This window comes from Caballeronia sp. INDeC2 (assembly GCF_023631325.1).
GTDB lineage: Bacteria > Pseudomonadota > Gammaproteobacteria > Burkholderiales > Burkholderiaceae > Caballeronia.
Window position 1 is genome coordinate 42800 of the sequence record NZ_JALQDG010000031.1, and the last position, 24651, is coordinate 67450.

The following is a 24651-nucleotide window of genomic DNA, read 5'->3' on the forward strand; positions in this document are numbered from 1 at the left end:
CGTCATTTCGTTTCCTCACGGCCCGCCTGCCCGAGCATCACGGTCCAGCCGAGCCCGCGCACGTTGCGGATCACGCTCGCACCGAATTTCTTGCGCACCGAATGGATCAGCACGTCGACCGCGTTGCTCTCCACTTCCTTGCCCCAGCCGTAAAGACGGTCTTCGAGCTGATCGCGCGAGAAGATCGTCCCGGGACGTTCGAGCAGCGCGTGCATCAGCGCGAATTCACGCGCGGACAGCACGCCGGAATTCTCCCCGCAAGTAAGCGTGCGCTGATCGAGATTGAGGCAGATGGAATCGTCGCCGAGACGCGAGACCGCGTAGCCTGCCTTGCGCCGCAGCACCGCGCGGATGCGCGCAAGCAGCTCGGGCATGTTGAAGGGCTTGAGCAGATAGTCGTCGGCGCCGAGATCGAGGCCCTGAACGCGTGTATCGACATCGTCGCGCGCGGTGAGAATCAGCACCGGCGTCGCGTTGCCGGCACCGCGCGCCTGCCGCAACAACTCGATGCCGGTCATGCCCGGCAAGCCGAGATCGAGCAGCACCACGGTGTATTCGGCGGCATCGAGCGCCTCGCGGCCGGCATTGCCGTCGCGCACCCAGTCGACGGCATAGTCGGCGTCCTTGAGCGCACGCATGAGGCTCGTGCCGATCTGCACGTCGTCTTCGATCAGGAGAATTCGCATGTTCCACCCCGCGCTTCGCGAGAAGGGCGCGCGCCACGCCCGGAATGCGGCCCGAAGGATAAGAAAACGTACGACCGGTCGTTTTGAATCTTTTACTGACCGATAATAATCGCTTCGCGCCGCGCAGCGAATGCATTGTAATCGGCGTAAAAGCGGGCGCAAATGCTTATGTGTTCAATGCCGGCACAGCTATGTTTTCGCTGACTTCCTCGACAGGAAAACTGATCGACGCGACGATGCCCGAGTGCCCGTCGCCGCGGTTTTTCAGCGTGACGTCGCCGCCGTAGCGCGCGGCGATCGCCTTCACGATGGACAAGCCGAGTCCGCTGCCCTCCACGTCCGGATTTGCCCGGAAAAAGCGATCGAATACGCGCGGCAGCAGCGCTTCGTCGATGCCGGGACCGTTGTCGACTACATCGACCCAGACCATATCGCCGTCGCGCCGCATGCGCAGATCGATGGTGCCGCCATCCGGCGTATAGCGCACCGCGTTCGAGACGAGATTCTTTACCGCCATGCCGATGTCCGTCTCCACCGCGCGCACGTGCGCACTCACCATTTCTTCCGCGCCGATGTCCATGCCGCGCGAGATCGCGATCGGCAGCACGTCGGCGACGGCGCCCGTCACCACGTCCGCGAGATCCACGCGCGCGAGCGGTGCGCCGTTCACGGGCGCGTCGGCGCGCGCGAGCCGCAACAGTTGCGCGATCAGCTTGCCGCTGCGCGCGATGCCCTTGCGCAGTTCCTGAAAGCGCTCCTGATTGCCGGCGACGATATGCGGCGCGAGATTGTCGGCCTGAAGCTGAAGCGCGGTAAGCGGCGTGCGCAGCTCGTGTGCGGCATCGGCGATGAACTTGCGCTCCTTTTCGATGGAGCTCGCGAGGCGCTCGATCATCGTGTTGATCGAATCGATGAAAGGCGCGATCTCCGTGGGCACGCCGACGGTCGACAGCGGCTGCAGATGACCCATGTCGATGGCCCGCACCTCGGCGCCGAGTTCGTTCAACTGACGCAGCGAACGCCGCACGACGAGCGCGACCGCGATCCATACGAGCGGCAGCAACACGGCGATCGGCCAGAGCGTTTGCGTCGCGGCTTCCTGCGTGATCTCGCGGCGCACGGACGAGCGCTGCGCGACCTGAATCGTCATGGTGGGCTCCTGGCGCGTGAAGATGCGCCAGTGCTCGTCGTTGACTTCGGCGCCGGAGAAACCCGCTTGCGCGTCGCGCGGAAAATGCAGCGAAGGATCGGTGGTGCGGAACGGCAAAGCCTCATCGGGCTTCCAAACGACGACGACGACATCGCGATCATCCTGCGAGCCGCGCGCGGGATTTTTCGGTATGCCTTCGGCGAAGCCGTCGCGCATGCGCGCCGCCACCTGTTCGAGGCGCATGTCGAGCAGCGCGCCCATGCCTGTCTTGCTCAACTGATACGAACTCACGCCCTGCACGATGCCGATCATGCTCACGAGTAGCCCGAGCGCGACGACGAGTTGATTCTTCAGTGATTTGATCATTCGGGGCCGACGCTTCGGAAAGGAACGGGGCGATTCACCAGTCCGTTCGATTCTAGGCGACATTCCCGCAGATTTCGGTCTGAAAGACGACATGTGCGTGACAGATGCGCGTGAGCGCCGGAAGAAAAAAGGCGCCGGTCCGGTCAAGACCGACGCCAAGGGCTGAGGAGTTATGAGAAACGTGGAACCGCCCGAAGGCGCTAGGGGGAAAGCGCGCCGCCCGTCCACGTAATGAAGCGTAGGCGCGAAGAATTAGCGTTGAATGAGGGTGCGCACCGGGCCTCGTCGAGCAGCGTTTGCCGCGGCGGGATAACATTGCATCCGGCGCTTCTTCATCGGCGACATTGCTTCGGCTGCAAGGAATCCGCAAGCCTGAGCGTCGCTGCCGCATCTCCATCTTTAAGCATCGCCCGCCTCTCGCGCATCGGCTTCGGTTCGCGCCGCGCGCGATTCGCCATCCATCACCGCATGTCACAGAACAGAAAAACCGCTCGTCCCCTCGTCATTGCAGCGGTCATGGCCTCGATGGCCATGGTCGCGATCGAAGCCACCATCGTCTCGACCGCGATGCCGCAAATCGCGACGCAACTCGGCGGTCTCAATCTCTATAGCTGGGTGTTCTCGTCGTTCCTGCTCACGCAGACGGCGCTCACGGTGGTATTCGGCAAGCTCGCGGACCTGTACGGGCGCAAGCCGGCCATTCTCGCGGGCATCGCGATCTTTTTGATCGGTTCGGTGCTCGCGGGCTTCGCCTGGTCGATGCCCGCGATGATCGTGTTCCGGCTGATCCAGGGCGTCGGCGCGGGCGCGATTTTGCCCGTCGCGCTGACGGTCGTCGGCGATCTTTATCCGGCGCGCGAGCGTGGCAAGGTGCAGGGCTATCTCGCGAGCGTCTGGGCGGTGTCCGCCGTGCTCGGACCGATGGTCGGCGGCCTTCTGATCCGCCAGTTCTCGTGGGCGTGGATCTTCTGGATCAACGTGCCGATCGGCATTCTGGCCGCGCTGCTCTTCACGCTCTTCCTGCACGAGGAAAAGCGCCACGACCGTCCGGCGATCGACCTCGCGGGCGCGCTCTTCTTCGCGGCCGCCGTCGCCGCGCTGATGATGACGCTCACCGACGCCGGGCACGCGAGCAATGTGCGCGTGGGCACCGAGATCGCCGTGCTGGTGCTCGCCAGCGTGTGCTTCGTGGTGCAGGAACGCCGCGCCGCCGATCCGATGATCTCGTTCGGACTGTGGTCGCATCGGCCGATCGCGGCGAGCAACGTCGCGACCCTGCTCGCCGGCATGGCGATGATGGGCCTCACCACGTTCCTGCCGATGTACGTGCAGGGCGTGATGCATCGCACGCCGGTGGAAGCGGGCCTCGCGCTCACGATGATGATGATCGGCTGGCCGAGCGGCGCGACCTTCACCTCACGCTCGTTCAGCCGCATTGGGCTACGGCGTCTGTTGATGATCGGCCCCGTGTTCATTCCGCTCGGCGCGTTGCCGTTCGTGCTGCTCGGTCCGCAATCGAGCGCGATCTGGGCAGGCGTCGGCTCGGCGGTGCTGGGCTTCGGCATGGGCATCACGAGCGTGTCGTGTCTCATCCTGATTCAGGAAATCGTGCAGCCGCACGAACGTGGCAGCGCGACCGCATCGAACCTGTTCTCGCGCAATCTCGGCAACACGCTCGGCGCGGCCGTGTTCGGCGCGGTGCAGAACTACGGCCTCACGCATACCGACGGCCTGCCGCCCGTGCACGCGGATCAGTTGAAGCAACTGCTCTCTTCCGTGCCCGGCGACTTCGCGACCAATGGCGAGATCCGCCTCGTGCTGCATCACTCGCTGCATCTCACGTTCACGGCGATGTTCGTGATCGCGCTCGGCACTGTCGTTTCGATGCTGTTCATGCCGAAGATCGAGATCGGGCGCGCGAAGGAAACGGTCGAGAAAGTCGGCGCGGACAGCGCGAAAAACGCGGCGAATCAGGCGTTCCATTGAGTCATCGGCGATGATCTCGACCCAGTACATCAGCCGCATCACGCTCATGCGCGACAAGGCGCCGTCCTTCGACGCCTGGCCGTTCTCGCTGCCCGCCGTCCGTGCGCTCGAAACGCTCGAGCCGCATGCGAAGGTCACGTTTCTCGTCGGCGAAAACGGTTCGGGCAAGTCGACGCTGCTCGAAGCGATCGCCGTCTCGATGGGCTTCAATCCCGAAGGCGGCACGAAGAACTTTCGCTTCGGCACGCGCGCGTCGCATTCGTCCTTGCATGAATATTTGCGGATCGCGAAAGGCTTCAAGCGGCCGCGCGACGGCTTCTTCTTGCGCGCGGAAAGCTTCTTCAACGTGGCGACGGAGATCGAACAACTCGACGACGAACCCGGCTTCGGCCCGCCCATCATCTCGTCATACGGCGGCAAGTCGCTGCACGAGCAATCGCACGGCGAATCGTTTCTCACGCTGCTGATGGAGCGCTTCGGCGGACAAGGGCTTTATCTGCTAGACGAACCCGAAGCTGCGCTGTCCCCGCAACGCCAGCTCGCCGCGCTTGCACGCATCCACGATCTCGTCAACGACGATTCGCAGTTCGTCATCGCCACGCATTCGCCGATACTCATGGCTTACCCCGATGCGTGGATCTATCAATTCACCGCGGACGGCATCGAGCGCGTCGCCTATGAAGACACCGAGCACTTCAAGGTGACGCGCGCGTTTCTCACGAACCCCGAACGCATGTTACGCACGCTGCTAGGCGAGCGCTGAGCGTCTTCAGTCTTGCGACTGAAGCAGCGGGCTTTCGTGCTTCACCGTCGCGACGCTTGCGCTTGCGGGCCGACTATCACTGGCGAGTGTTTCCGTATCGGCGAGATAGCGCGAGAGCAGCGCGTTGTCGTCCATGTAGTACGTCATGGGACCGTGGCTGCGCGCGAGCGCATAGCATCCGGCGATCAGCGCCGCAACGAGAACGATGCCGATGAGTCTTCCTGTCATGGTAGTGCTCCTGAATGGTTCCAAGATTCACTTCACGGGTCTCTTCGCACTGCCTGCCACAGGCTCGACCTTCCGAAATGTGCACGCAGTGTACGTGCGAGCGCTCGACTTGAAATCCCTCCAAAAGCACGGCTCGGATTAGGTGTGCCGCATCGGCAGGACCACGAGCGAACGCGTGCCGCCGGCGTGATCGGCGGCACGCGAAGTCACGCACCTACGCTCAGTCCTGCGCCTGCATGAGCGGAGTGTCCTCCTTCGATTTGTCGACGCTCGCGTCGTTGCCTCGCTGGGCGTCCTGCGCGATGGTCTGCATGTTCATGCCTTGCTGCGACATGGGCGCGCCGTCCATCGGCGAGTAATACGGCGCGGGGCCGTAGCCGCTTGCCATGGCATAGGAAGCGCCCGCGAGCGCCGCGAGGAAGATGATGCCTTTGAGATTGCCGGTCATGATAGTGCTCCTGAGGGTTTCACATAGCCACTTCAATCGGCCTCATTGCACTGCCTGCCAGCAACCGACCTTCTGAAATGTGCACGCAGTCTACGTCGGCGGAGCGGCGTTGAAATCCCCTCAAAAGCAAGGATAGGAATGGATGGATCGATCGATCGTGTATGAAGCGCGTTGCGCATTCATATGTTGTCCTCGACAGCGACCGATACCGCGGCCGCGTCGATCGCAAGGAACGTTCCGTGACGGCTTCACAGCGGGCCGGTGCAAGGCGCCGCCAGCAGTTAAACTGTGGCTAGCGGTTTTGTCCACATGCCGTCCACCCCGGCAACCGCGATTGATCACTTTCACCGCTGCGCCGACTATCAGGACCATGACCAGATCGAGATCAGCCGTTCCCCAGCACGGCATCGCAGGCCCGGCTTCGATCGAACACGCGCTGAACGACGCGCAGTATCACGCGCTCGTCGATGCGATCGAAGACTGCGCGATTTTCATGCTCGACCTCAACGGCCGCATCACGAGCTGGAACACGGGCGCGCGCAAGATCAAGGGGTATGAGGCGCACGAGATCATCGGTCAGCATCTGTCGCGCTTCTATCCGGCCGAAGCGGTGGCGCGCGGCTGGCCCGAATACGAGCTGAAGCAGGCGTACGCGATCGGCCGCTTCGTGGATGAAGGCTGGCGAGTACGCAAGGACGGCACGCTGTTCTGGGCGAACGTCGTCATTACGGCGGCGCGCAATACGAAGGGCGAGATCATCGGCTATGCGAAATGCACGCGCGATCTCACCACGAAGCGTGCAGAGGAGGAGAAGCTGCGACTGTCGGAAGAGCGCTTTCGTCTGCTTGTGGAAAGCGTGAGCGACTACGCGATCTTCATGCTCGACCCGTCCGGGCATATCGCGAGCTGGAATACGGGCGCGATGCGCATCAAGGGCTATCAGCCGGCGGAGATTCTCGGCAAGCACTTCTCGACGTTCTATTGCCCCGAGGATCTCGCCGCGAACGTTCCCGAGATCGAACTACAGACCGCGATTCGCACGGGCCGCGTGGAAAACGAAGGCTGGCGCGTGCGCAAGGACGGCTCGCTCTTCTGGGCGAACGTGGTCATCACGGCGGTGTACGACGAGCATCGCGTGCTGCGCGGCTTCGCGAAGGTCACGCGCGACATGAGCGAGCGCAAGCGCCTGGAGCAACTCGAAGTGTCGTCGCGGCGCATCAGCGAATTCCTAGCGACGCTCGCGCACGAGCTGCGCAATCCGCTCGCGCCGGTGCGCAATGCCATCGGCGTGATGCAGATGGAAGCGGACATGCCGCCGCGCGTGGCCGCGTGCCGCGACATCATCGACAGGCAGACTTCGCACCTCGGCCGGCTCGTCGACGATCTGCTCGACATGGGCCGCATCACCACGGGCAAGATCGATCTGCGCATGGCGCGCCTGGATGTGAGCGATATCGTCGCGCGCAGCATCGAGCTCGTGCATCCGTTCACCGATGAGCGCATGCAGCGCGTGGTCACGAAGCTGCCGCCGGAGCCGGTTCATGTCGTGGGCGACAGCACGCGGCTCGTGCAGGTCGTGCAGAATCTGTTGAACAACGCGTCGAAGTTCTCGCCGCGTGCGAGCACGATCACCGTCGCAGTGGAGCCCGAGTCGACGGCGCTGCTGCTGAAAGTGATCGACACGGGGCGCGGCATTTCGCAAAAGGGCCTCGTGTCCATCTTCGATCTTTTCGTGCAGGAAGATCACTATCTGAATCCCGGCGAAGCGGGGCTCGGTATCGGGCTTACGTTGTGCAGGTCGATCGTCGAGATGCATGGCGGTTCGATCAGCGCGGCGAGCGGCGGCCCGAATCAGGGCAGCACTTTCACGGTGCGCCTGCCCTATGCATCCGACGACGATGCGCCACGGCCGCATCGCGTGCTCGCACAGAATGCGATGCCCGCCGTGGGCGACGGTCTTCGCATCGTCGTGATCGACGACAACCAGGATTCGGCCGACAGCCTCGCGATGCTGCTGCAGATGAAGGGGCATGACGTGCGTATCGCGTATCACGGCAAGGAAGGCCTCGATGTCGTCCGGCATTTTCCGCCGGATCTGATTCTGCTCGATCTGGCGTTACCCGATATGGATGGGTATGCGGTGCTGCGGACGCTGCGCTCGCAACGGCTCATCGGGCGCGCGAAGGTGGTCGCGATGACGGGGTTCGGGCAAGAGAGCGACAAGGAGCGCTCCGCGCAGGCGGGGTTCGATGCGCATTTGGTGAAGCCGGTGGATTTTGATGTGCTGGATGGGTTGTTGGAGAGGGGGTTGGGCGGTTGATGAGCGTTGCCGTGCGGCGCTTCGCCTGCTCGCATACCGCTTGACTCCAACAAGCGTCAACTTAGCGCGGCTTCATCGAAAGACACACAAAAGCGGGCTGTCGTTCACCCCGCCGCTTATATTCATGAGAGAAATCCTGAAGAGCTTGTGAAGAAACGAGGCGAAAATCTAAAGGCCTATCTGTCTCAGCTTGGCATACCGGAAGAGAATTTCTGGATTGAGCCGCACATTCTGAGCGAAAAGGAAGCTCATGATTCGAGAGGGAATCTGAACATTGCTCAGCTTGGTGTAACGCTATATCCGATCTGCGGAGGCGGTTGCGACCGACTCTGCAACGATCCTCGCGTTAAGCCGGTTATTAAGGCGATCAGATAGCCGAAGTCGAATTCGAGGTAACGTCGAAGCGACTGCCACCCCGACAGGCACAACGCCCACGACTCCATCACCCCCTCACCAACCTCAACGGAAAAATAACCCTCGACGCCATCAACCCCAACGTCCCGCCAAGCAGCGTCTCCCAAGCCCGCGCCGTCAGCACTTCCACCGAATGCACCCCGCTTGCCGCCATCGTCACGATGAGCACGAAAGCAAACGCCCCACACGCCACGTCATACCGCTCCGGCAACGCCATCGCGTAGGCAATCATTGCGAACGCGGACAGCGTCCACACGACGAGCGGCCAGTGCTCCGCGAGCGGCAGGCACACGATCCCGATCGGCACCCCGACGAGCGTCCCATAGATGCGTCGCCGCACGCGCTCCGCCGTCCCGACCGCCGACGTCGCAACGACATACACGCAAGCCGTGATCGCCCACGCGGATTCCGCCAGCCCGAACGCGCGATTCAGCGCCACGACGACGAGCGCACCGCACGCCGCCTGCAAGCCCATCGCGAACGCGGGCGATATCGCGTGCCGTCCATAAGCCGGCTCGGACGCCAGCGCCGGCAGCACGGCCGGATGCTCCGCCGGCCCGCTCAACACGCGCGGCACGATGGCCGCGAGCATCCCGATCAGCAACGCGATCAGAATCGCCCCCGAATCGCCGGGCCTGAGATCCATCCCATAAGCGAGAAGCTGGCCGATATAAAGCTGTGAGCCGATGCCCGCGCCGGTCAGCCCGAAACGCTTCAGATAGCCCGCGAGAAACGCGCCCGTCACGAGAAGCAGCTCCGCGCCGCCGCGCCCGAACTCGCGAAGCGTCGGGCCGAAGAGCGCAAAGGTCAGCGCGCCGAACGCCGCGCCGATGCACAGAACGGCGAGATCGCGGCTCGATTCGAAACGCGTCGTGCGCGCCTCCGACACGCTCGCCCACAGCGCGAACCCGCCCGCGAGCCCGCCGACCGACACGCCCGGCGGCACGCTCTGCGTCACGTCCTGCAACGCGCCGAGCGCCGCCGCGAGCCCATACGCGGTGACGAGCCGCAAACCCTTGATGCGCCGATGCGTGCCCGGATCGACCTGATCGAGCCACGCGAGCGCCAGGCGCATGTGCGCATCGCCGCGCCTGTCGCCGATTTCGTGCTCATCCATGAGAAGCCACCGAAGGAAACGCGTCTGCAACGCATTCTAGGCGATGCCGCGCGCCGGGTTCCGCCCGCGTGCGCGTTTGAGAGGGGTTTTGACGGCGCCCCGTCCCGCCGCCTCGACGATGCAGCCGGCAAGCCGCGTCGCCGCATCCGGCTCGTCCGCACGCACGCGCCGCGCGCGCTCGACGAGACCGATCTCGCGATGAAACGTATCGTCGCCGAGCTCGAGCGCCACCGCGCCACGCGGCCATGCACCGATGCCGTCCGTCACCGGCACGAGCGCCACGCCCAGGCCGCGCGCCACCAGTTGTGCGATGCCCGGCAGTTCGTCCACTTCGATCGAGTCGCGCACCGCGATGCGGCGCTTCGTCAGAAACGTGTCGACCTGCCGGCCGCCGAACGAGCGCCGGTCGTAGCGAATGAACGGCTCCGTTTCGATCAGCTCGCGCCAGTCAGCGTCCTTCTTCGCGGCGGGCGCGAGCAGTACGAACGGCTCCGCGACGAGCGTACGCCATCGCAGTTCCGCGGGCAGCGAGAACGGCGGGCGGATGATGACGGCCATGTCCATCTCGCCCGCATCGACGCTTGCCAGCAGATTGAGCGACACGCCCGGCACGAGCCGGATGCGCCACGCGGGCAGCACGCGCCGGAACGCGCTGATCGCCTCGGGCAAGAGCACCGCATGCGCCGACGCGATCGCGCCCACCGAAAGCGAGCCGCCGCGCCCGTCCTCGCCTTCCGGTTCGGCGAGACGCGCGTACAGCGCGATGAGTTCGTCGGCGAGTTCGAGCGTGCGCCGGCCTGCCTTGTTGAGCGTCGCGGAGCGGCCCGTGCGGTCGAAGAGCGCGACGCCGAGATGCGCTTCGAGACGCTGCATCTGCGCACTCACCGCCGATTGCGTCAGGCCGATATGCGCGCCCGCGCCCGCGAACGTGCCGTGGCGCGCCACCGCGATAAAAGTCTGAAGTTCGCGCAGCATGTCGATTCATCGAAAATATTGGGGCTGACTCCCTCAATATATCGTTTTTCAACACGTTTATTCATCAATAAACTGAGGGGCACTGGTCCCCCCATATCGAACAAGGAGTCACGCCATGCCGCCGTTCCACCTCGCGTTCCCCGTCCACAGCCTCGCCGCCGCGCGCGAGTTCTACGGCGAGTTGCTCGGCTGCCCGGAAGGCCGCAGTTCCGACGCCTGGGTCGATTTCGATTTCTATGGGCATCAGATCGTCGCGCATCTCGCGCCCGAAGAAACCGGACATGGTTCGACGAGCGCCGTCGATGGCGACGCGGTACCGCTGCGCCACTTCGGCGTCGTGCTGTCGATCCCGCAATGGGAAGAACTGGCCGACAAGCTGCGCGCCGCGGGCACGCGCTTCGTCATCGAGCCGCATGTGCGCTTCAAGGGCGAAGTCGGCGAACAGGCGACGATGTTCTTCCTCGATCCGTCGGGCAACGCGGTCGAGATCAAGGCGTTCGCGGATATGTCGTCGCTGTTCGCGAAGTAAGACTTCGATAGACCCAAAAGCGAACGGGACGCCATGCGGCGTCCCGTTCGTCATGTCATCCCGCTTGATGCGTCACTGGCCCGAGCCGCTCGCGCTGACCGGCGCGCCCGGTCCGCTCGGCGTCGCCGTGCCGCCCGGCGCGTCGGACGGGCCCGCGTTCATCGGGCTCTTTTGCATCTTCTTCGAATGCGTGGACTTGTGGGACTTCGACTGCGCGTGCTGCGTCGTCGTTTGCGCGTTGTCGCCGGCCTGCAAGCCCGTGGTCGAGCTCGGCGGATTGTCCTGCGCGAAAGCGGAGGCACACACGAGAGCGAAAGCGCCGGCAGCGGCGGAAAGGGCGAAACGTTTCATATCGGACACTCCTGTTGGCTGTTTGCGAAATGCGATGTTTGCGGCGGGTTCTGCCTGCTGGCCGCGACGCCTGGAGCCGCGGCCGGTTCGCACGATACGAGTCAGCACGCGACATGCCACGGTCTGACGATTCGCAAACGGAGTGCCGTCGAATGAAAGGCGTTCAGGTTCTGAACACCGAGACCGCGCGCTTCAACTCCTCGGCCTGAACGGCGAGCGCGGCGGCAGCAGCCGTCGCCTGCTCGACGAGCGCCGTGTTCTGCTGCGTGACGGCGTCCATCTGCGTGATCGCGACGCCGACCTGCTCGATGCCCTGCGTCTGCTGCGACGAAGCCGACGAGATCTCGTTCATGATGTCGTTCACGCGCGTGACCGACGTGAGAATGTGCTTCATCGTGTCGCCGGATTGCTGGGCGAGATCCTGCCCCGCCGTGACGTTCGTCACCGATTCGTCGATGAGCGTCTTCACGTCCTTCGCCGCCGCCGCGCAACGTTGCGCGAGCGCGCGCACTTCCGATGCGACCACCGCGAAGCCGCGCCCATGCTCGCCCGCGCGCGCCGCTTCGACCGCCGCGTTCAACGCGAGAATGTTGGTCTGGAACGCGATGCCTTCGATCACGCCGATGATATCGACGATCTTCTCCGAGCTCCCCGCGATCTTGTCCATCGTCGCGACGACGCCGAGCACGACGCCGCTGCCGCTTTCGACCGTCGACGACGCGCTCGCCGCGAGCTGGCTCGCCTGCCCCGCGTTGTCGGAATTGAGGCGCACGGTCGACGTGAGCTCTTCCATGCTCGATGCAGTTTCCGCGAGCGAAGCCGCCTGCTCTTCGGTACGCGACGACAGATCGTGATGGCCGTCGGCGATTTCGCGCGACGCCGCCGTGATGCCGTCCGCGACGAGCTTGATCTGCGCGATCGTCTGCGTGAGGCGCGACTGCATCGCGTGCATCGAATGCATGAGGCTCGAATCGTCGCCCGGCTTCACCTGCACGGACTGCGCTAGATCGCCCGCCGCGATGCGCTGACACACGATCGACACATCGCGCGGATCGCCGCCGATGCTCTTCAGCACGCCGCGGATGATGAGCGACATCGCGAGCGTCAACGCCGCGCCGATCACGCCGATGAGCATGAGCGACCTCAGCACGATCGCGTGAAAGGCCGCGTCGATATCGTCGATGTATGCGCCCGTGTAGACGTGCCAGTCCCATTCGTGCACGTAGTCGCCGTAGGTCAGCTTTTGCAGCGGCTCGGTCTCGCCGGGCTTCGGATAGAGATAGGTCGTGACATGCGAGCCGTCGAGACCGTGCTTGACGATTTCGCCGGTGAAATGCTTGCCGGTGGCATCGACGAAATCGTTGATCTTGTTTTCCGTGTCCGGGCGCACGGGGTTGAGCACCTGAAACATCTTCGAATCGAGGATACCGAGATAACCGCTCGCGCCGTAGCGGATCGCGCGCACGCTGGCGATCGCCAGCTTCTTCGCTTCGTCCTCGGGCAGCGCGCCGCTTTGCGCCTGCTTGACGTAGAACCTGACGACGCTCGTCGCCGATTGAACCTGTTCGGCAAGCGCGTTTTCACGGTTGCGCATCAGCGAGTGTTTCGTGGAGATCGCGTTGAGCGCGCATAGAAGAATCAGACTGAGCCATACGAAGCCCACGGTGCTCATGAGCTTGGTCTTGAAGGATAGTTTTTTCACGATCTGGTTGAAGGAGCCGATGAAAGCGCCGGGGCAGGCGCTCGCTTTGCGGCTTGCGATCGTGGCCGTCTTACGTTTGCGTCGAGAGCCGCAACGTGGCCCTGCAATCGAAAGCCGTATGCAACTTAACGGCAAGCGGATTGCGTTCTTGAGGCGTCGGAGCAGCCCGCGATGCGGGCCGTGTAGAGAGAAACGCCCCGCATGACCGAAGCCACGCGAGGCGCTATGTCTGACGAAAACCGCGCTGGATCAATGCCCGACCGGCTCCGTTGCCTTGAGGTCGCTCGCCATCGCCGTCTGCGGATGCGCGGCCTGCTTGATGAGGAGCGCGACCGCCGAGACGATCCCCGCCACCGCGATCGTCGCGAAGATGCCGCCGAAGGTGAAATGCAGGCGCGTCAGTTCGGCGACAAGGAACGACCCCGCGATGCCGCCGAAGCGCCCGATGCCCAGCATCCACGCGACGCCCGTGCCGCGGCCCTGCGTCGGATAGAACGCGGCGGCAAGCGCGGGCATCGACGATTGCGCGGTGTTCATCAGCACGCCCGCGAGGAACACGACGAGCACGAGCATGCCGACGTTGCCCACGGCCTGGCCGATCATATACACGCTCACGGCGGTGAGCGCATAGCATGCCGCGATGATGCGGTTCGCGTTGAACTTGTCCATCAGCACGCCGCACAGCACCGCGCCGACGCCGCCGAGCGGGAACAGCGCGGAGATGAGCGTCGCTTTCTGCGGCGTCAGTCCGGATTCCTTGAGCAGGATCGGCATCCAGTTTATCGACGCGTAGAAGATCACGAGGCCCATGAAGTAGGCGAGCCACAGCATGATCGAGCCGACGATGTACGAGCGCGACAGCACCACGCTCATGCCGCTCTGCCCCGCCGCGGCGGGCGCGGCTTCGGTCATGAAGAACGAGCCCGCCTGCATCGCGTCGGACGAGATGCGCGCGAGCGTCGCGCGAATCTTCTCGACGGGCTTCGCCTTCGCCACCAGATAGCGCACCGATTCCGGCAGCGTCGCGATGAGCAGCACCGACAACACGAGCGGCGCGATGCCGCCGAGCATCAGCACGCTGCGCCAGCCGAAGTGCGGAATCATCCACGCCGCGAGAAAGCCGCCGAATGCCGCGCCGAGCGGAAAGCCGCAGAACATCAGATTGATGAGCGTTGCGCGGCGGTTGTCGGGGCAGAACTCGCTCATCATCGTGACGGCGTTCGGCATGGCCGCGCCGAGACCAACGCCGGTGATGAAACGCAGCGCCGTCAGTTGCGTGATGTCCGCGGCGAACGACGACGCGAGACACGCGACGCCGAAAAGCAGCACCGACGAAAGCAGCATCGCGCGGCGGCCGAGCTTGTCCGACAGCGGCCCGGAAAGCAGCGCGCCCGCGGCGAGCCCGAAGAGCGCCGCGCTCAGAACGGGCGCGAGCGCGGGCCGGCTGATGTGCCATTCGTTGACGAGCGAAGGCGCGATGAAACCGATCGCGGCGGTATCGAAACCATCCAGCAGGACGATCACGAAGCACATCACGAAGATGAGCCACTGAAACGGCGAGAACGGATGCTCGTTGATGAACGTCTGTACGTTCACGGCAGGACTTCTACTCACTTCATTCCCTTTTCTATGATGGACACGCGCCTTTCGAGGTCGCAATCCTGAAACTGAAACCGCTTCCCGCCGGCGTTTTTATCGTTGTCGTGCGAGCCGCAGACCCGGGTCGTCGCATGGAAATCGGCGTGAAATGTTCGTTAGACGAACAGCGATTCACATAGCGAACACGCGTGTGAGCGTACTGAAGAAGCTTGCGCTTCGTCAACGCGGGCTTACCCGCGTATGACGAAGCGCTGACGTGTGGCTGTCGGAGAAGGAAAAGAAGCGCCGCGCGTCAGGCTACGCGCCGTCCCGCGCGATAGGTTTCGCGCGGAACCTGCAGGCCGTCCACAGACGCGACGCGCACGAGGTCCGCGCGCAGGCCCGTCGTGATCGCGCCGCGGTCGGTCAGACCGGCCGCATGCGCCGGCGCCCACGACACCGTCGCGACCGCGCGCGGCAGCGGCCAGCCCGCCTTGGTCACGAGATCGAACACGGCGATCAGCAGACTCGACGGCACGTAGTCCGACGACAGAATATCGAGCAGCCCTTCGCGCGCCAGTTCGAGCGCCGACACGTTGCCCGAATGCGAGCCGCCGCGCACCACGTTCGGCGCGCCCATGATCGTCGCGATGCCGTGCTCGCGCGCGGCGCGGGCGGCGTCGAAGGTCGTCGGAAATTCGGCGAGCGCGATGCCGTCGCGCGCCGCTTCCTCGACGTGCTCCACGAGCGTGTCGTCGTGGCTCGCGAGCGAAATGTTCAAGCCCTTGCAACGCGCGACGATATCCGCGCGATGCTTCGCCGCATAACGCGCCTGATGTTCCGCCAGTTCGGCGAGGATCTTGTTCGTGTGCTCGTCGCTCCATTTGCCGTGACGCTCCTGATACTTGCGCCACTTCTCGTGGTCCTGCCATTGGCGCTGCCCCGGCGTGTGATCCATCACCGACGCGAGCCTGAAAAGCGGATGCGACGAGAGCGAATCGAATACTTCGACGACATCCGTCGTGCCCACTTCGCAACGCAGATGCAGAAAGTGATCCGCGCGCAAAAGATCGCGCTCGACGAATTTGCCGATCGACTTCGCGCATTGCACCTGAAGCTCCCGGCCGCGCACGCCGTCTTCGGGACGCGAACCTACGCCGAGCGCATCGAACACGGTCGTGATCCCTGCGGACGCCACCTGCGCATCATGGACGATGATCGCCGCTTCGTGATTCCACAGCACGCCCGGACGCGGCGCGAGATGCTTTTCGATGTTGTCCGTATGCAGTTCGACGAAGCCCGGCAGCATGTAATCGCCGTCCCAGTCCACGGCTTCGCGCGCCGCCGTATTGCCCGGCGCGATCTCCGCGATGCGTCCGTCCTCGACACGCACGGTGCCCGTGAACTCCTCGTCGCGCGTCACGATGCGCGCATTCTTGATCAGCATGTCTGCAACACTCCCGAATCGTTTTGAACGGATGCGGCGCTGGCGTTTTCGAGCCGCACGATGCGGGTCGCGACGCGCTCGCGCGTGTCCTCGTCATGAAAGATGCCCACGATCGCCGCGCCTTGCCCGCGCGCATCGACGATCAGATCGGCGACCACGTCGCGGTTTTCGGCATCGAGCGACGCGGTGGGCTCATCGAGCAGCAAGAGCGGATGCGCCGCGATCAGCCCGCGCGCGATGTTCACGCGCTGCTGCTCGCCGCCCGAGAACGTCGCGGGCGCGAGCGCCCACAGGCGTCGCGGCACGTTGAGGCGTTCGAGCAATGCGCTCGCGCGTTCGCGCGCTTCGTCTTCATCGACGCCGCGCGACACGAGCGGCTCCGCGACGAGATCGAGCGACGACACACGCGGGATCGCGCGCAGGAACTGGCTGACATAGCCCATCGTCGTATTGCGCAAGCGAATGATCTCGTGCGGCGCGGCTTGGGTCAGCACGATATGGCGCGATGCACGGCTATCGTCGCGAATCGCGATGGCGCCGCGCGTCGCGAGATAGTTGCCGTACATGCAGCGCAGGAACGTGCTCTTGCCTGCACCGGATGCGCCCGCGAGCACGACACATTCGCCGCGTTCGACATCGAGCGAAACGCCCGACAGCGCGGCGATACGCACGCCGCCCTGCTGATGCAGCGTGAAAGTCTTTTCGATGCCGCGGGCCTGCAGCATCAGCTTGTCGTTCGTGACAAAGGCATTCATGGTCATGTCTCGCACCTCAAACGGGCAGCACGGACGCAACGAGCGTCTGCGTGTAAGGATGTTGCGGATCGTCGAGCACCTGGTCCGTGAGACCGCTCTCGACGACGCGTCCGTCCTTCATCACCATCAGCCGATGCGCGAGCAGCCGCGCGACGCCGATGTCGTGCGTGACGATCACCGCGGCCAGATGCAGCTTGCTCGTCAACGTGCGCAGAAGATCGAGCAGACGCGCCTGAACGGACACATCGAGGCCGGCGGTCGGCTCGTCCATGAACACGAGGCGCGGACCCGTCACCAGATTACGCGCGATCTGCAAGCGCTGTTGCATCCCGCCCGAAAACGCGGAAGGCAATTCGTCGATGCGCGCCGCATCCAGTTCGACGCGGCTCATCCAGTCGGCGGCGGTGTCGCGCAGGCGGCCATAGTGGCGCGCGCCGATCGCCATCAACGGCTCGCCGATGTTCGCGCCCGCCGATACGTTGCGGCGCAGGCCGTCGCGTGCGTTCTGATGCACGAAGCCCCATTCGGTGCGCGACAGAAGACGCTTGCGTGCTTCGGCAAGCGTCAGCAGATCGAGCGCTTCGCCTTCGCGCGTGGTGTACATGAGCGCGCCGCCGTCGATATCGCTGCGCAACGCGAGCGCATTCAGCAAGGTCGATTTGCCCGAGCCCGATTCGCCGACGATGCACAGCACTTCGCCCGGATAAACCTCGAGATCGATATCGACACAACCGCCGCGTCCGTCGTAGCGCTTCGTCAGGCGCGTCGCTTTCAGCAGTGCATTCATCGCACCACCTCTTCATGGTCGCGACGGCTGTGACAGTAATCGCTGTCGGAGCAGACGAACATGCGCGTGCCCTGATCGTCGACGATCATTTCGTCGAGAAAGCTATCGTGCGAACCGCACAGCGCGCAGGCGTGTTCCCACTTCTGCACGCTGAAAGGATGATCCTCGAAATCCAGGCTCTTTACCTTCGTATAAGGCGGAATCGCATAGATGCGCCGTTCGCGGCCCGCGCCGAAGAGCTGCAATGCGGGGTTCATGTGCATCTTCGGATTGTCGAACTTCGGGATCGGCGAGGGCGACGTGAGATAGCGGTCGTTCACCAGCACCGGATAGTCGTAGGTCGTAGCAATGCTGCCGTGCTGCACGATATCCTCATAATATTTCACGTTGATGAGGCCGTAGTCCGCGAGCGCGTGCAATTTGCGGCACTCGGTCACGCGCGGCTCCAGACGGAACAGCGGCTCGGGCATCGGCACCTGATAGACGATGATCTGCTTGTCCGTCAACGGCGTCTCGGGAATGCGGTGACGCGTCTGCACGATGGTCGCATCGGCGGTGCGCGTGGTGGTCGCCACGCCCGCGGTGCGCGCGAAGAAGCGGCGAATGTTCACCGCGTTCGTCGTCTCGTCGGAGCCTTGATCGATGACCTTCAGCGTATCGCTCTCGCCGATGATCGCCGACGTCACCTGCAAGCCGCCCGTGCCCCATCCATACGGAAGCGGCATTTCGCGCGACGCGAACGGCACCTGATAACCCGGCACCGCGACTGCCTTGAGCAGCGCGCGACGAATCATGCGTTTGGTCTGCTCGTCGAGATACGCAAAGTTATAGCCTTCGGTGATCGCGTTCATGCCGCATTCTCCTTGTTGTCATCCGCGCCATGCGCCGCGCGCAGGCGGCGAAGCAATTCCAGCTCGGACTGAAAATCGACGTAATGCGGCAATTTCAGGTGCTGCACGAAGCCGGACGCTTCGACGTTATCGCTGTGATACAGCACGAACTCGGGATCCTGCGTGGGCGAGCCGACGGACTCGCCCAGTTCCTCGGCACGCAATGCGCGGTCCACCAGCGCCATCGCCATCGCCTTGCGCTCCGAATGACCGAAGGCGAGGCCATAGCCTTGCGTGAAGGTCGGCGGCACGTCGCCGCTGCCCGCGAACTGGTTGATCATCTGACACTCGGTCACTTCGATATCGCCGATATCGACCGCGAAGCCCAGTTCATCGACGACCATTTCCACCGACACTTCACCGTGACGAATCTCGCCCGCAAACGGATGACTGTGTGCATAGCCGCGCTGCGTCGCATAGCCGACTGCAAGCAGAAAGCCTTCGTCGCCGCGCGCGAGATTTTGCAGACGCGTCGAACGATCGGCGGGAAACGACAGCGGCTCGCGCGACAGATCGCCCGGTGGCGGCGCGTCAACGTGCGCGCGTTCCTGCTCGATGAGGCCTTCCTTGTCGAGCATGGACAGCACGCGCGGCATCGCGCTCTCATCAAGCGTCTTATCAGCGATAGTCGCATCGCTGACTCGTTCGCCTTGCGCGAGCAAGGTGAAATCGAGCAGGCGCTGCGTGTAATCGTAGGTGCCGCCAAGCATCTGGCCGCCGGGGATGTCCTTGAACGCCGCCGAGATGCGGCGCTCGACGCACATCGCTGCCGTATCGATCGGCAGCGTGTAGCCGAAGCGCGGCAATGTCGTGCGATATGCGCGCAGCAGAAAGATCGCTTCGACGAGATCGCCTGCCGCCTGCTTGATCGCGAGCGCGGCGAGGTCTTCATCGTAGATGGAGCCTTCTGTCATCACGCGCGCGACGGCAAGACGCATCTGCTCCCGAATCTGCGCGACGGAAAGCTCGGGCACGGCGACATCGCCGCGACGCTTCCTCGCGAGCACGTCCCATGAACGTTCGATGGCGCGTTCGCCACCCTTGACCGCGACGTACATCAGTTCACCTCCACGTGCGTCGTGCGCGGCAGGCCGACGAGCGAGCCCCCCGCGACGAAGTAGCAATCGATGCCGCAAGGAAAGAGCGCCGTGAGCGCCGCCCGCTCGCGCCAGAACTCGCGCGACAGGCCCGCAATGCCGACCGTGCGCGAGTCCGCAATACCCGGACCGCGCCATGCGAGCGGCTCGCCTTCGGTGAGCGACGGCACGCGGATGAACAAGGTCGCGGAATCCTCGGGCGATTCGGGATCGCCGTGCGAGAACGCATCGAGCGAAGGCATGTCACGCGCGTCGTCGATATAGGCAAACGCTGCCTCGCGGCGATCGCGCGTCAAGGTTGCGCTCGCGTGGAAGCGCAGCGCATCGCCGAGTACGTCGTCTTCACGTTCGATGAAAACCGGCGTCGAATAATCCGTCAGCGCGAGCAGCGATGCAAACGCCGCGAGCGGCACGCGTCCGGCGAGCGCATCGCGCATGGCGTGATTGTTCGGCAGCGCGGCGTCGATCGCGACGATGCTGCCCGGACGCGACAACGCATCGAGCAACGCGCGGAACACGCGCTGCGCGTCGTGCACCGTGTCGTTGAAGCCGGGCACGAGCCGGGTCATGTCGATTCTCATCATTCGCCTCTCACCATCGTGAAGAACTCGACCTTGGTCGCGGCCGCTTCGGTTTGCTTGCGGCGCCGTTCATCGGCGATACGCGCGGCCAGCGGTGCGACCAGTTGCGTCTGCAACTTGGCCGCATAGCGAGGCATCTGCAGAAGCGCGTCGGCGAGCGCGGCGAGCGTCGCGCGCTCCTTGTCGCGGCCCATGTGCACGGCGACGCCGACCGGCGCACTGCCGTCGTCCAGCATGAGACGCAGCGTGGCGCGCGTGACGGTCGTTTCGCCGAGATTGAACGCATCGCCCGTGCCGCCGATGCGCCCGCGCACCATCGCAAGCCCGATATCCGGCGCGCGCAGCCACTCGTAATCGGGCGCCTTCGCGCCTTCGAGCGCCGCGTCGAGCGCCTGTTTCAGCGCGTCGCGCGGCGTGCGCGCCAGCACCGCCATCCATTCGCGGCGCGCCCGAATGTCCCGCGACTCCATTGAATTGCTCATCGCTTTCCCTATGTTCGAAAGGATTCGGTCGTCATATGCTACTCGTCGTCTTATCTAGTCGTCTAGACGTTTGGTCATGTAGTGAGGCTTTCACATTTCCATCACGAGTTGCGCACTACAATCCGATAGAACGATATTCAAACCGACAGGAATGACAGCGCAATGACATCCACTGAAAATGCCGCGCCGCTACATGCGGTCGAGCGCGGCGCGGGGGTCGCGGTCTGGCGGCAGATCGAGCAGATCCTCGCCGCCGAGATCGCCGCGAAGAGCTTCGGCGACGAAGGACGTCTGCCGAGCGAGGCCGAGCTCGCCAAGCGCTTCGACGTGAATCGTCATACGGTGCGCCGCGCGATGCTGCGGCTCGCCGCGACGGGCCTCGTGAGCGTCGAGCAGGGGCGCGGCACGTTCGTGCAGCCGGGCGCGATCGACTATCAGATCGGACGCCGCACGCGTTTCACCGAGAACCTGCGCCGCCAGAAGCACACGTCGGCGGGCGTCGTGCTGAGCTCGGAACGCGTGAAGGCCGATCCGGCCGTCGCGAAGGCGCTCGGCGTGCGCGCGGGCACGCTCGTCTATCAGATCGAGACGCGTCACGATTCCGACGGCATTCCGATGACCTACGCGCGCAACTGGTATCCGGCCGCGCGCTTCAGCGACCTACCGGCGGCCATCGAAGCGGCGGGCGGCGTCAGCGCAGCGCTGGAGACGTTCGGCGTGAAGGATTACACGCGCAAATGGAGCCGTATCGGCAGTGTGCTGCCTTCGTCGGACGTGGCGCGACGCCTGCAGATCAATCGTCAGCAGCCGGTGCTGTGGGTCGAGAACGTCGATGTCGACGAGGACGGCGTGCCGATCAAATACGGCATCACGCATTTCGCGGCGGATCGCGTGCAGTTGATGGTCGAGCACGATCTATGAACGCCGCCGCACATCCGCGCGTGGCGCTCTATTACGCGCCGCCCGCATCGTCCGCATGGTGGCGCGACGGTTGCGAATGGCTCGGGCGAGATCCCGAAAGCGGACGCGAGACCGCGACGGCCGCGCATGACGTGACGCGCGCGCCGCGTCGTTACGGCTGGCACGCGACGCTCGTCGCGCCCTTTCACATGGCGCCCGGCGTCGAGCTCGCGGACGTGCTCGCGAGTGCTCGCGCGTGGGCCAGCGCCGTGCCGCGCTTCGAGATGCGCGTAAAGGCCGCCGAAATGGGCCGATTCGTCGCGCTGCGGCCCGCCGAAGCCAGCGGCGACGCGACGCTTCGCACGCTCGCCGCCAGCGCGCTGCAAGCCCTTTCAGCGCTGCGCGCGATGCCTTCGCAGGAAAGCATCGAACGTCGTATCGGGGAAGGCATGAGCGCGCGGCAGATCGAGCTTCTGCGAACGTGGGGGTATCCGTATGTGTTCGACGAATATCGCTTTCACATGACCCTTTCCGATTCGCTCGACGACGCGAACGCGCGCGCGTCGATCGTATCGCAATGGATGCGGCGCATCGACATGCTCGGGCCCTTGCCAATGCATGGCGCGGCGCTTTTCATCGAACCTGAGCCGGGCGCGCCCTTCACGCTATGGCAGCGCCTGCCGTTCAACAACGCACAGGATGTGGCATGACCGAAGTCGATGGCACGAAACTGATCTACGTGATGGGACCATCGGGCGCGGGCAAGGACTCGCTGCTCGGCTTCGCGCGCGAACGCATCGGCGCGCAGGTGATGTTCGCGCATCGCTACATCACGCGCGCGGTGGCGGACGGCGAGAACCATATCGCGCTGACGCATGACGAGTTCACATCGAGGCTTTCATATGGCCTCTTCGCGATGCATTGGGAAAGTCTCGGGCTGCGCTATGGCATCGGCATCGAGCTGGATGCGTGGCTCGCGCGTGGCGTGTCCGTCGTCGTGAACGGCTCGCGGCAACATGCGGGAGTCGCGCTCGAGCGTTATCCCGACGCGCGCTTCGTGCATATCGATGCAGCACCCTCGGTTCTGGCCGCGCGTCTCGCGCGTCGCGGACGCGAGGATGCGCGGCAGATAGAAGCGCGTCTTGCGCGCCGCCCCGCGTTCGAATTGCCGTCGCACGCGAACGTCGTGAAGATCGACAACTCCGGCATGCTCGCCGACGCGGGCACGCAATTGCTCGACGTGCTCGCGTCGGCGGGCGGCATCTGACTCGGATGACTCAGATCACGCGCTCGCGCACCCAGCCCGACGCGAGATCGATCAACGACACGATCACGATGACGATCAGCATCACCGCCGACGTCTGCGCATAGTTGAACGAGCGAATCGCCTCGTACAGCACGACGCCGATCCCGCCCGCGCCCACCATGCCGACGACCATCGCGGAGCGCACGTTCGACTCGAACCGATACAGCGCGAACGAAATCCACAGCGGCAACACTTGCGGCAGCACGCCGTAGACGATTTCATCGAGACTGCTCGCGCCGGTCGCGCGCACGCCTTCCGCGGGCCTCGAATCGACGGCCTCGACCGCTTCGGCGAAGAGCTTGGCGAGCACGCCTGTCGTATGCACCCACAGCGCAAGGACGCCTGCGAATGGTCCAAGCCCGACCGCGACGATGAACAACATCGCAAAGACCATTTCGTTGATCGCGCGGCATGCGTCCATCAGGCGACGCACCGGTTGCGAGATCCACACCGGCGCGATGTTCTGCGCCGAGAGCAAGCCGCACGGCACCGCGCATATCAGCGCGAGCGCCGTGCCCCACACCGCGACCGCGAGCGTCACGATCATTTCATGCGCATACGTGCGCCATTCGCTGAAGTCGGGCGGAAAGAAGTCGCGCGCGAACTGGCTCATGTTGCCCGATGCGCCGAGCAGATCGAGCGGGCGCATGTCCGCGCTCTTCCACGACAACCCGAGCACGGCGATGACGGCGATCCAGCCGAACATCGACGTCCAGCTGCGCTTGGGCGCGCTCGCCTTCACGGGCCGGACGACGCCGGCCTCGAACGTGGTTACGTCGAGCGGCTTCATTACTTTGCCGCCGTGCTGTCGAGCGCGGCGATCTTTTGATCGAGCGCTGCGATCTGCGCCTTCTTGTCGTCGGCGTCGAGATGCGCATCGTTCTGTACTTGCTCCTTCTTCTGAAAGAGCGCCATCTGACGAATGGGCACGAGTTGGGCGTTCGACGAATCCGCGAAGCCTGAGTAACCCGAGATCGACGCCATCACGGCCTGCTCGCGCGGATCTTTTTCAGCGTAGTGATCGAAGAAATTGCGCAGCTTATCCTTCGTCGCTTGCGGCAGATCGCGGCGCCACACGAGCGGGTCCGACGGAATCAGCGGCGACTTCCACAGCACGCGCACTTTCGGATACAGCTCCGGATGCTGCGTCTTGATGGTGTCGAGCATGTCGGTGTTATTGGTCGCGACGTCGATCTTGTCGTTCACGACCGCGAGCATGTTCGCCTCGTGACTCGACGGCAGCACGCTCTTGAACGCGCGTTTTGCATTGATGCCGTTCTTCGCGAAGAGATAGTACGAAGGCACGAGCGTGCCCGAAGTCGAGTTCGGATCACCGAAGCCGAGATTGATGTCCTTCGTGTTCTTCAGCACCTGATCGAGCGACTTCCACTTGCTGTTCGCGTTCGTGATGAGCAGCGAGTAATAGCCCGCTTCGCCGTTCTTGTACTTAACCTTCGCGAAGACTTCGCCGTTCGAACGATCGACCGCTTCGATTGCCGACGCATTGCCGAAGAAGCCCATCTGCACCTTGTTGAAGCGCATTGCTTCGATGATGCCCGCATAGTCGGTCGCGAAATAAGCCTTCACATCGAGACCGGTCTGCTTGTTCAGATCGTCGATGAGCGGCTGCCAGCGCTGCTTGAGCGCGGCGGACGAATCCGTCGAGATGATGCCGAAGTTGATCGTCTCGGCAAGAACGTTCTGCGTCAGAAGGCAAGACGCGAGCGCGGCGCCAGCCAGGAAGAAACGGGCTGTTTTCATGATGCGATCCAGGGTTGATGTCGGGTTCGAAA

Annotated in this window: 25 protein-coding genes; 7 read left to right on the top strand and 18 right to left on the bottom strand. The window is 64.1% G+C overall.

All coding sequences use genetic code 11. The features are described from left to right. Positions 1-2: 2 nt before the first annotated feature. Together NCS28_RS20450 and NCS28_RS20455 are read right to left on the bottom strand one after the other, a co-directional pair. Positions 3-686, bottom strand: a complete 684-nt coding sequence (locus NCS28_RS20450) for a response regulator transcription factor (RefSeq protein WP_250515593.1) — start codon at positions 684-686, stop codon at positions 3-5. A gap of 166 nt (positions 687-852) precedes the next feature. Then, positions 853-2202, bottom strand: coding sequence for an ATP-binding protein (locus NCS28_RS20455; RefSeq protein ID WP_250515594.1), 1350 nt, complete (start codon positions 2200-2202; stop codon positions 853-855). 468 nt (positions 2203-2670) lie between these two features. Between NCS28_RS20455 and NCS28_RS20460 the strand changes: the two genes are divergently transcribed. After that, positions 2671-4188, top strand: a complete 1518-nt coding sequence (locus NCS28_RS20460) for an MDR family MFS transporter (RefSeq protein ID WP_250515595.1) — start codon at positions 2671-2673, stop codon at positions 4186-4188. 10 nt (positions 4189-4198) lie between these two features. After that, the gene (locus NCS28_RS20465; RefSeq protein ID WP_250515596.1) at positions 4199-4951 is read left to right on the top strand and encodes an AAA family ATPase; all 753 of its coding nucleotides are present in this window, start codon (positions 4199-4201) and stop codon (positions 4949-4951) included. 6 nt (positions 4952-4957) lie between these two features. Here the strand turns inward: NCS28_RS20465 and NCS28_RS20470 are convergent, their stop codons facing one another. Further along, positions 4958-5179, bottom strand: a complete 222-nt coding sequence (locus tag NCS28_RS20470) for a hypothetical protein (protein ID WP_250515597.1) — start codon at positions 5177-5179, stop codon at positions 4958-4960. A 220-nt stretch (positions 5180-5399) separates the two neighbouring features. Next, a complete protein-coding gene (locus NCS28_RS20475; protein WP_250515598.1) occupies positions 5400-5627 on the bottom strand; it encodes a hypothetical protein in 228 nt (75 codons plus the stop codon). Between the two features lie 370 nt (positions 5628-5997). Between NCS28_RS20475 and NCS28_RS20480 the strand changes: the two genes are divergently transcribed. Next, positions 5998-7947 (top strand): PAS domain-containing hybrid sensor histidine kinase/response regulator, encoded by a 1950-nt coding sequence (locus NCS28_RS20480; RefSeq protein ID WP_502801222.1) that lies wholly within the window; start codon positions 5998-6000, stop codon positions 7945-7947. A 442-nt stretch (positions 7948-8389) separates the two neighbouring features. Here the strand turns inward: NCS28_RS20480 and NCS28_RS20485 are convergent, their stop codons facing one another. Together NCS28_RS20485 and NCS28_RS20490 are read right to left on the bottom strand one after the other, a co-directional pair. Continuing rightward, complete coding sequence (locus tag NCS28_RS20485) at positions 8390-9478, bottom strand: FUSC family protein (RefSeq protein ID WP_250515599.1); 1089 nt, start codon at positions 9476-9478, stop codon at positions 8390-8392. 36 nt (positions 9479-9514) lie between these two features. Further along, positions 9515-10453 (bottom strand): LysR family transcriptional regulator, encoded by a 939-nt coding sequence (locus tag NCS28_RS20490; protein ID WP_250515600.1) that lies wholly within the window; start codon positions 10451-10453, stop codon positions 9515-9517. A gap of 115 nt (positions 10454-10568) precedes the next feature. Between NCS28_RS20490 and NCS28_RS20495 the strand changes: the two genes are divergently transcribed. Further along, entirely contained in the window at positions 10569-10982 is a 414-nt protein-coding gene (locus NCS28_RS20495; RefSeq protein WP_250515601.1) for a VOC family protein, read from the top strand. Positions 10983-11054: 72 nt separating this feature from the next. Here NCS28_RS20495 and NCS28_RS20500 read toward each other — a convergent pair whose 3' ends face one another. The 10 genes from NCS28_RS20500 to phnG all read right to left on the bottom strand — a co-directional run bounded on the left by NCS28_RS20500 (position 11055) and on the right by phnG (position 20652). Continuing rightward, positions 11055-11333 carry a hypothetical protein gene (locus NCS28_RS20500; RefSeq protein WP_250515602.1) on the bottom strand — a complete coding sequence of 93 codons (279 nt, stop codon included), beginning with the start codon at positions 11331-11333 and terminating at the stop codon, positions 11055-11057. A 163-nt stretch (positions 11334-11496) separates the two neighbouring features. Further along, on the bottom strand, positions 11497-13035 hold the full coding sequence (locus NCS28_RS20505; protein WP_250515603.1) for a methyl-accepting chemotaxis protein: 1539 nt from the start codon (positions 13033-13035) through the stop codon (positions 11497-11499). A 249-nt stretch (positions 13036-13284) separates the two neighbouring features. Beyond that, a complete protein-coding gene (locus NCS28_RS20510; RefSeq protein WP_250515604.1) occupies positions 13285-14649 on the bottom strand; it encodes an MFS transporter in 1365 nt (454 codons plus the stop codon). 277 nt (positions 14650-14926) lie between these two features. After that, entirely contained in the window at positions 14927-16060 is a 1134-nt protein-coding gene (locus NCS28_RS20515; RefSeq protein WP_250515605.1) for an alpha-D-ribose 1-methylphosphonate 5-triphosphate diphosphatase, read from the bottom strand. Beyond that, on the bottom strand, positions 16054-16821 hold the full coding sequence (gene phnL / locus NCS28_RS20520; protein WP_250515606.1) for a phosphonate C-P lyase system protein PhnL: 768 nt from the start codon (positions 16819-16821) through the stop codon (positions 16054-16056). Before phnL ends, NCS28_RS20515 begins: the two co-directional genes overlap by 7 nt. A 10-nt stretch (positions 16822-16831) precedes the next feature. Then, the gene (phnK, locus tag NCS28_RS20525) at positions 16832-17602 is read right to left on the bottom strand and encodes a phosphonate C-P lyase system protein PhnK (protein ID WP_250515607.1); all 771 of its coding nucleotides are present in this window, start codon (positions 17600-17602) and stop codon (positions 16832-16834) included. Further along, complete coding sequence (locus NCS28_RS20530) at positions 17599-18453, bottom strand: alpha-D-ribose 1-methylphosphonate 5-phosphate C-P-lyase PhnJ (RefSeq protein ID WP_250515608.1); 855 nt, start codon at positions 18451-18453, stop codon at positions 17599-17601. The genes phnK and NCS28_RS20530 overlap by 4 nt, the downstream gene beginning before the upstream one ends. Next, on the bottom strand, positions 18450-19550 hold the full coding sequence (locus NCS28_RS20535) for a carbon-phosphorus lyase complex subunit (protein WP_250515609.1): 1101 nt from the start codon (positions 19548-19550) through the stop codon (positions 18450-18452). Before NCS28_RS20535 ends, NCS28_RS20530 begins: the two co-directional genes overlap by 4 nt. Further along, the gene (phnH, locus tag NCS28_RS20540; RefSeq protein WP_250515610.1) at positions 19550-20173 is read right to left on the bottom strand and encodes a phosphonate C-P lyase system protein PhnH; all 624 of its coding nucleotides are present in this window, start codon (positions 20171-20173) and stop codon (positions 19550-19552) included. The genes NCS28_RS20535 and phnH overlap by 1 nt, the downstream gene beginning before the upstream one ends. Then, on the bottom strand, positions 20170-20652 hold the full coding sequence (gene phnG / locus NCS28_RS20545; RefSeq protein WP_250515611.1) for a phosphonate C-P lyase system protein PhnG: 483 nt from the start codon (positions 20650-20652) through the stop codon (positions 20170-20172). Before phnG ends, phnH begins: the two co-directional genes overlap by 4 nt. A 162-nt stretch (positions 20653-20814) precedes the next feature. On the opposite strand from phnG, the gene phnF reads away from it, so the two are divergent. Genes phnF through phnN form a run of 3 tightly spaced genes read left to right on the top strand, consistent with a single transcriptional unit; the run spans position 20815 to position 22819 of the window. Further along, the gene (gene phnF, locus NCS28_RS20550; RefSeq protein WP_250515612.1) at positions 20815-21573 is read left to right on the top strand and encodes a phosphonate metabolism transcriptional regulator PhnF; all 759 of its coding nucleotides are present in this window, start codon (positions 20815-20817) and stop codon (positions 21571-21573) included. Next, the gene (locus NCS28_RS20555) at positions 21570-22262 is read left to right on the top strand and encodes a DUF1045 domain-containing protein (protein ID WP_250515613.1); all 693 of its coding nucleotides are present in this window, start codon (positions 21570-21572) and stop codon (positions 22260-22262) included. Before phnF ends, NCS28_RS20555 begins: the two co-directional genes overlap by 4 nt. Beyond that, the gene (gene phnN / locus NCS28_RS20560) at positions 22259-22819 is read left to right on the top strand and encodes a phosphonate metabolism protein/1,5-bisphosphokinase (PRPP-forming) PhnN (protein ID WP_250515614.1); all 561 of its coding nucleotides are present in this window, start codon (positions 22259-22261) and stop codon (positions 22817-22819) included. The genes NCS28_RS20555 and phnN overlap by 4 nt, the downstream gene beginning before the upstream one ends. Positions 22820-22829: 10 nt before the next feature. On the opposite strand, the gene phnE is transcribed toward phnN, so the two are convergent. Continuing rightward, positions 22830-23564 (bottom strand): phosphonate ABC transporter, permease protein PhnE, encoded by a 735-nt coding sequence (gene phnE / locus NCS28_RS20565; RefSeq protein ID WP_250515793.1) that lies wholly within the window; start codon positions 23562-23564, stop codon positions 22830-22832. Positions 23565-23647: 83 nt separating this feature from the next. Continuing rightward, the gene (phnD, locus tag NCS28_RS20570) at positions 23648-24619 is read right to left on the bottom strand and encodes a phosphonate ABC transporter substrate-binding protein (protein WP_250515615.1); all 972 of its coding nucleotides are present in this window, start codon (positions 24617-24619) and stop codon (positions 23648-23650) included. Positions 24620-24651: the final 32 nt, after the last annotated feature.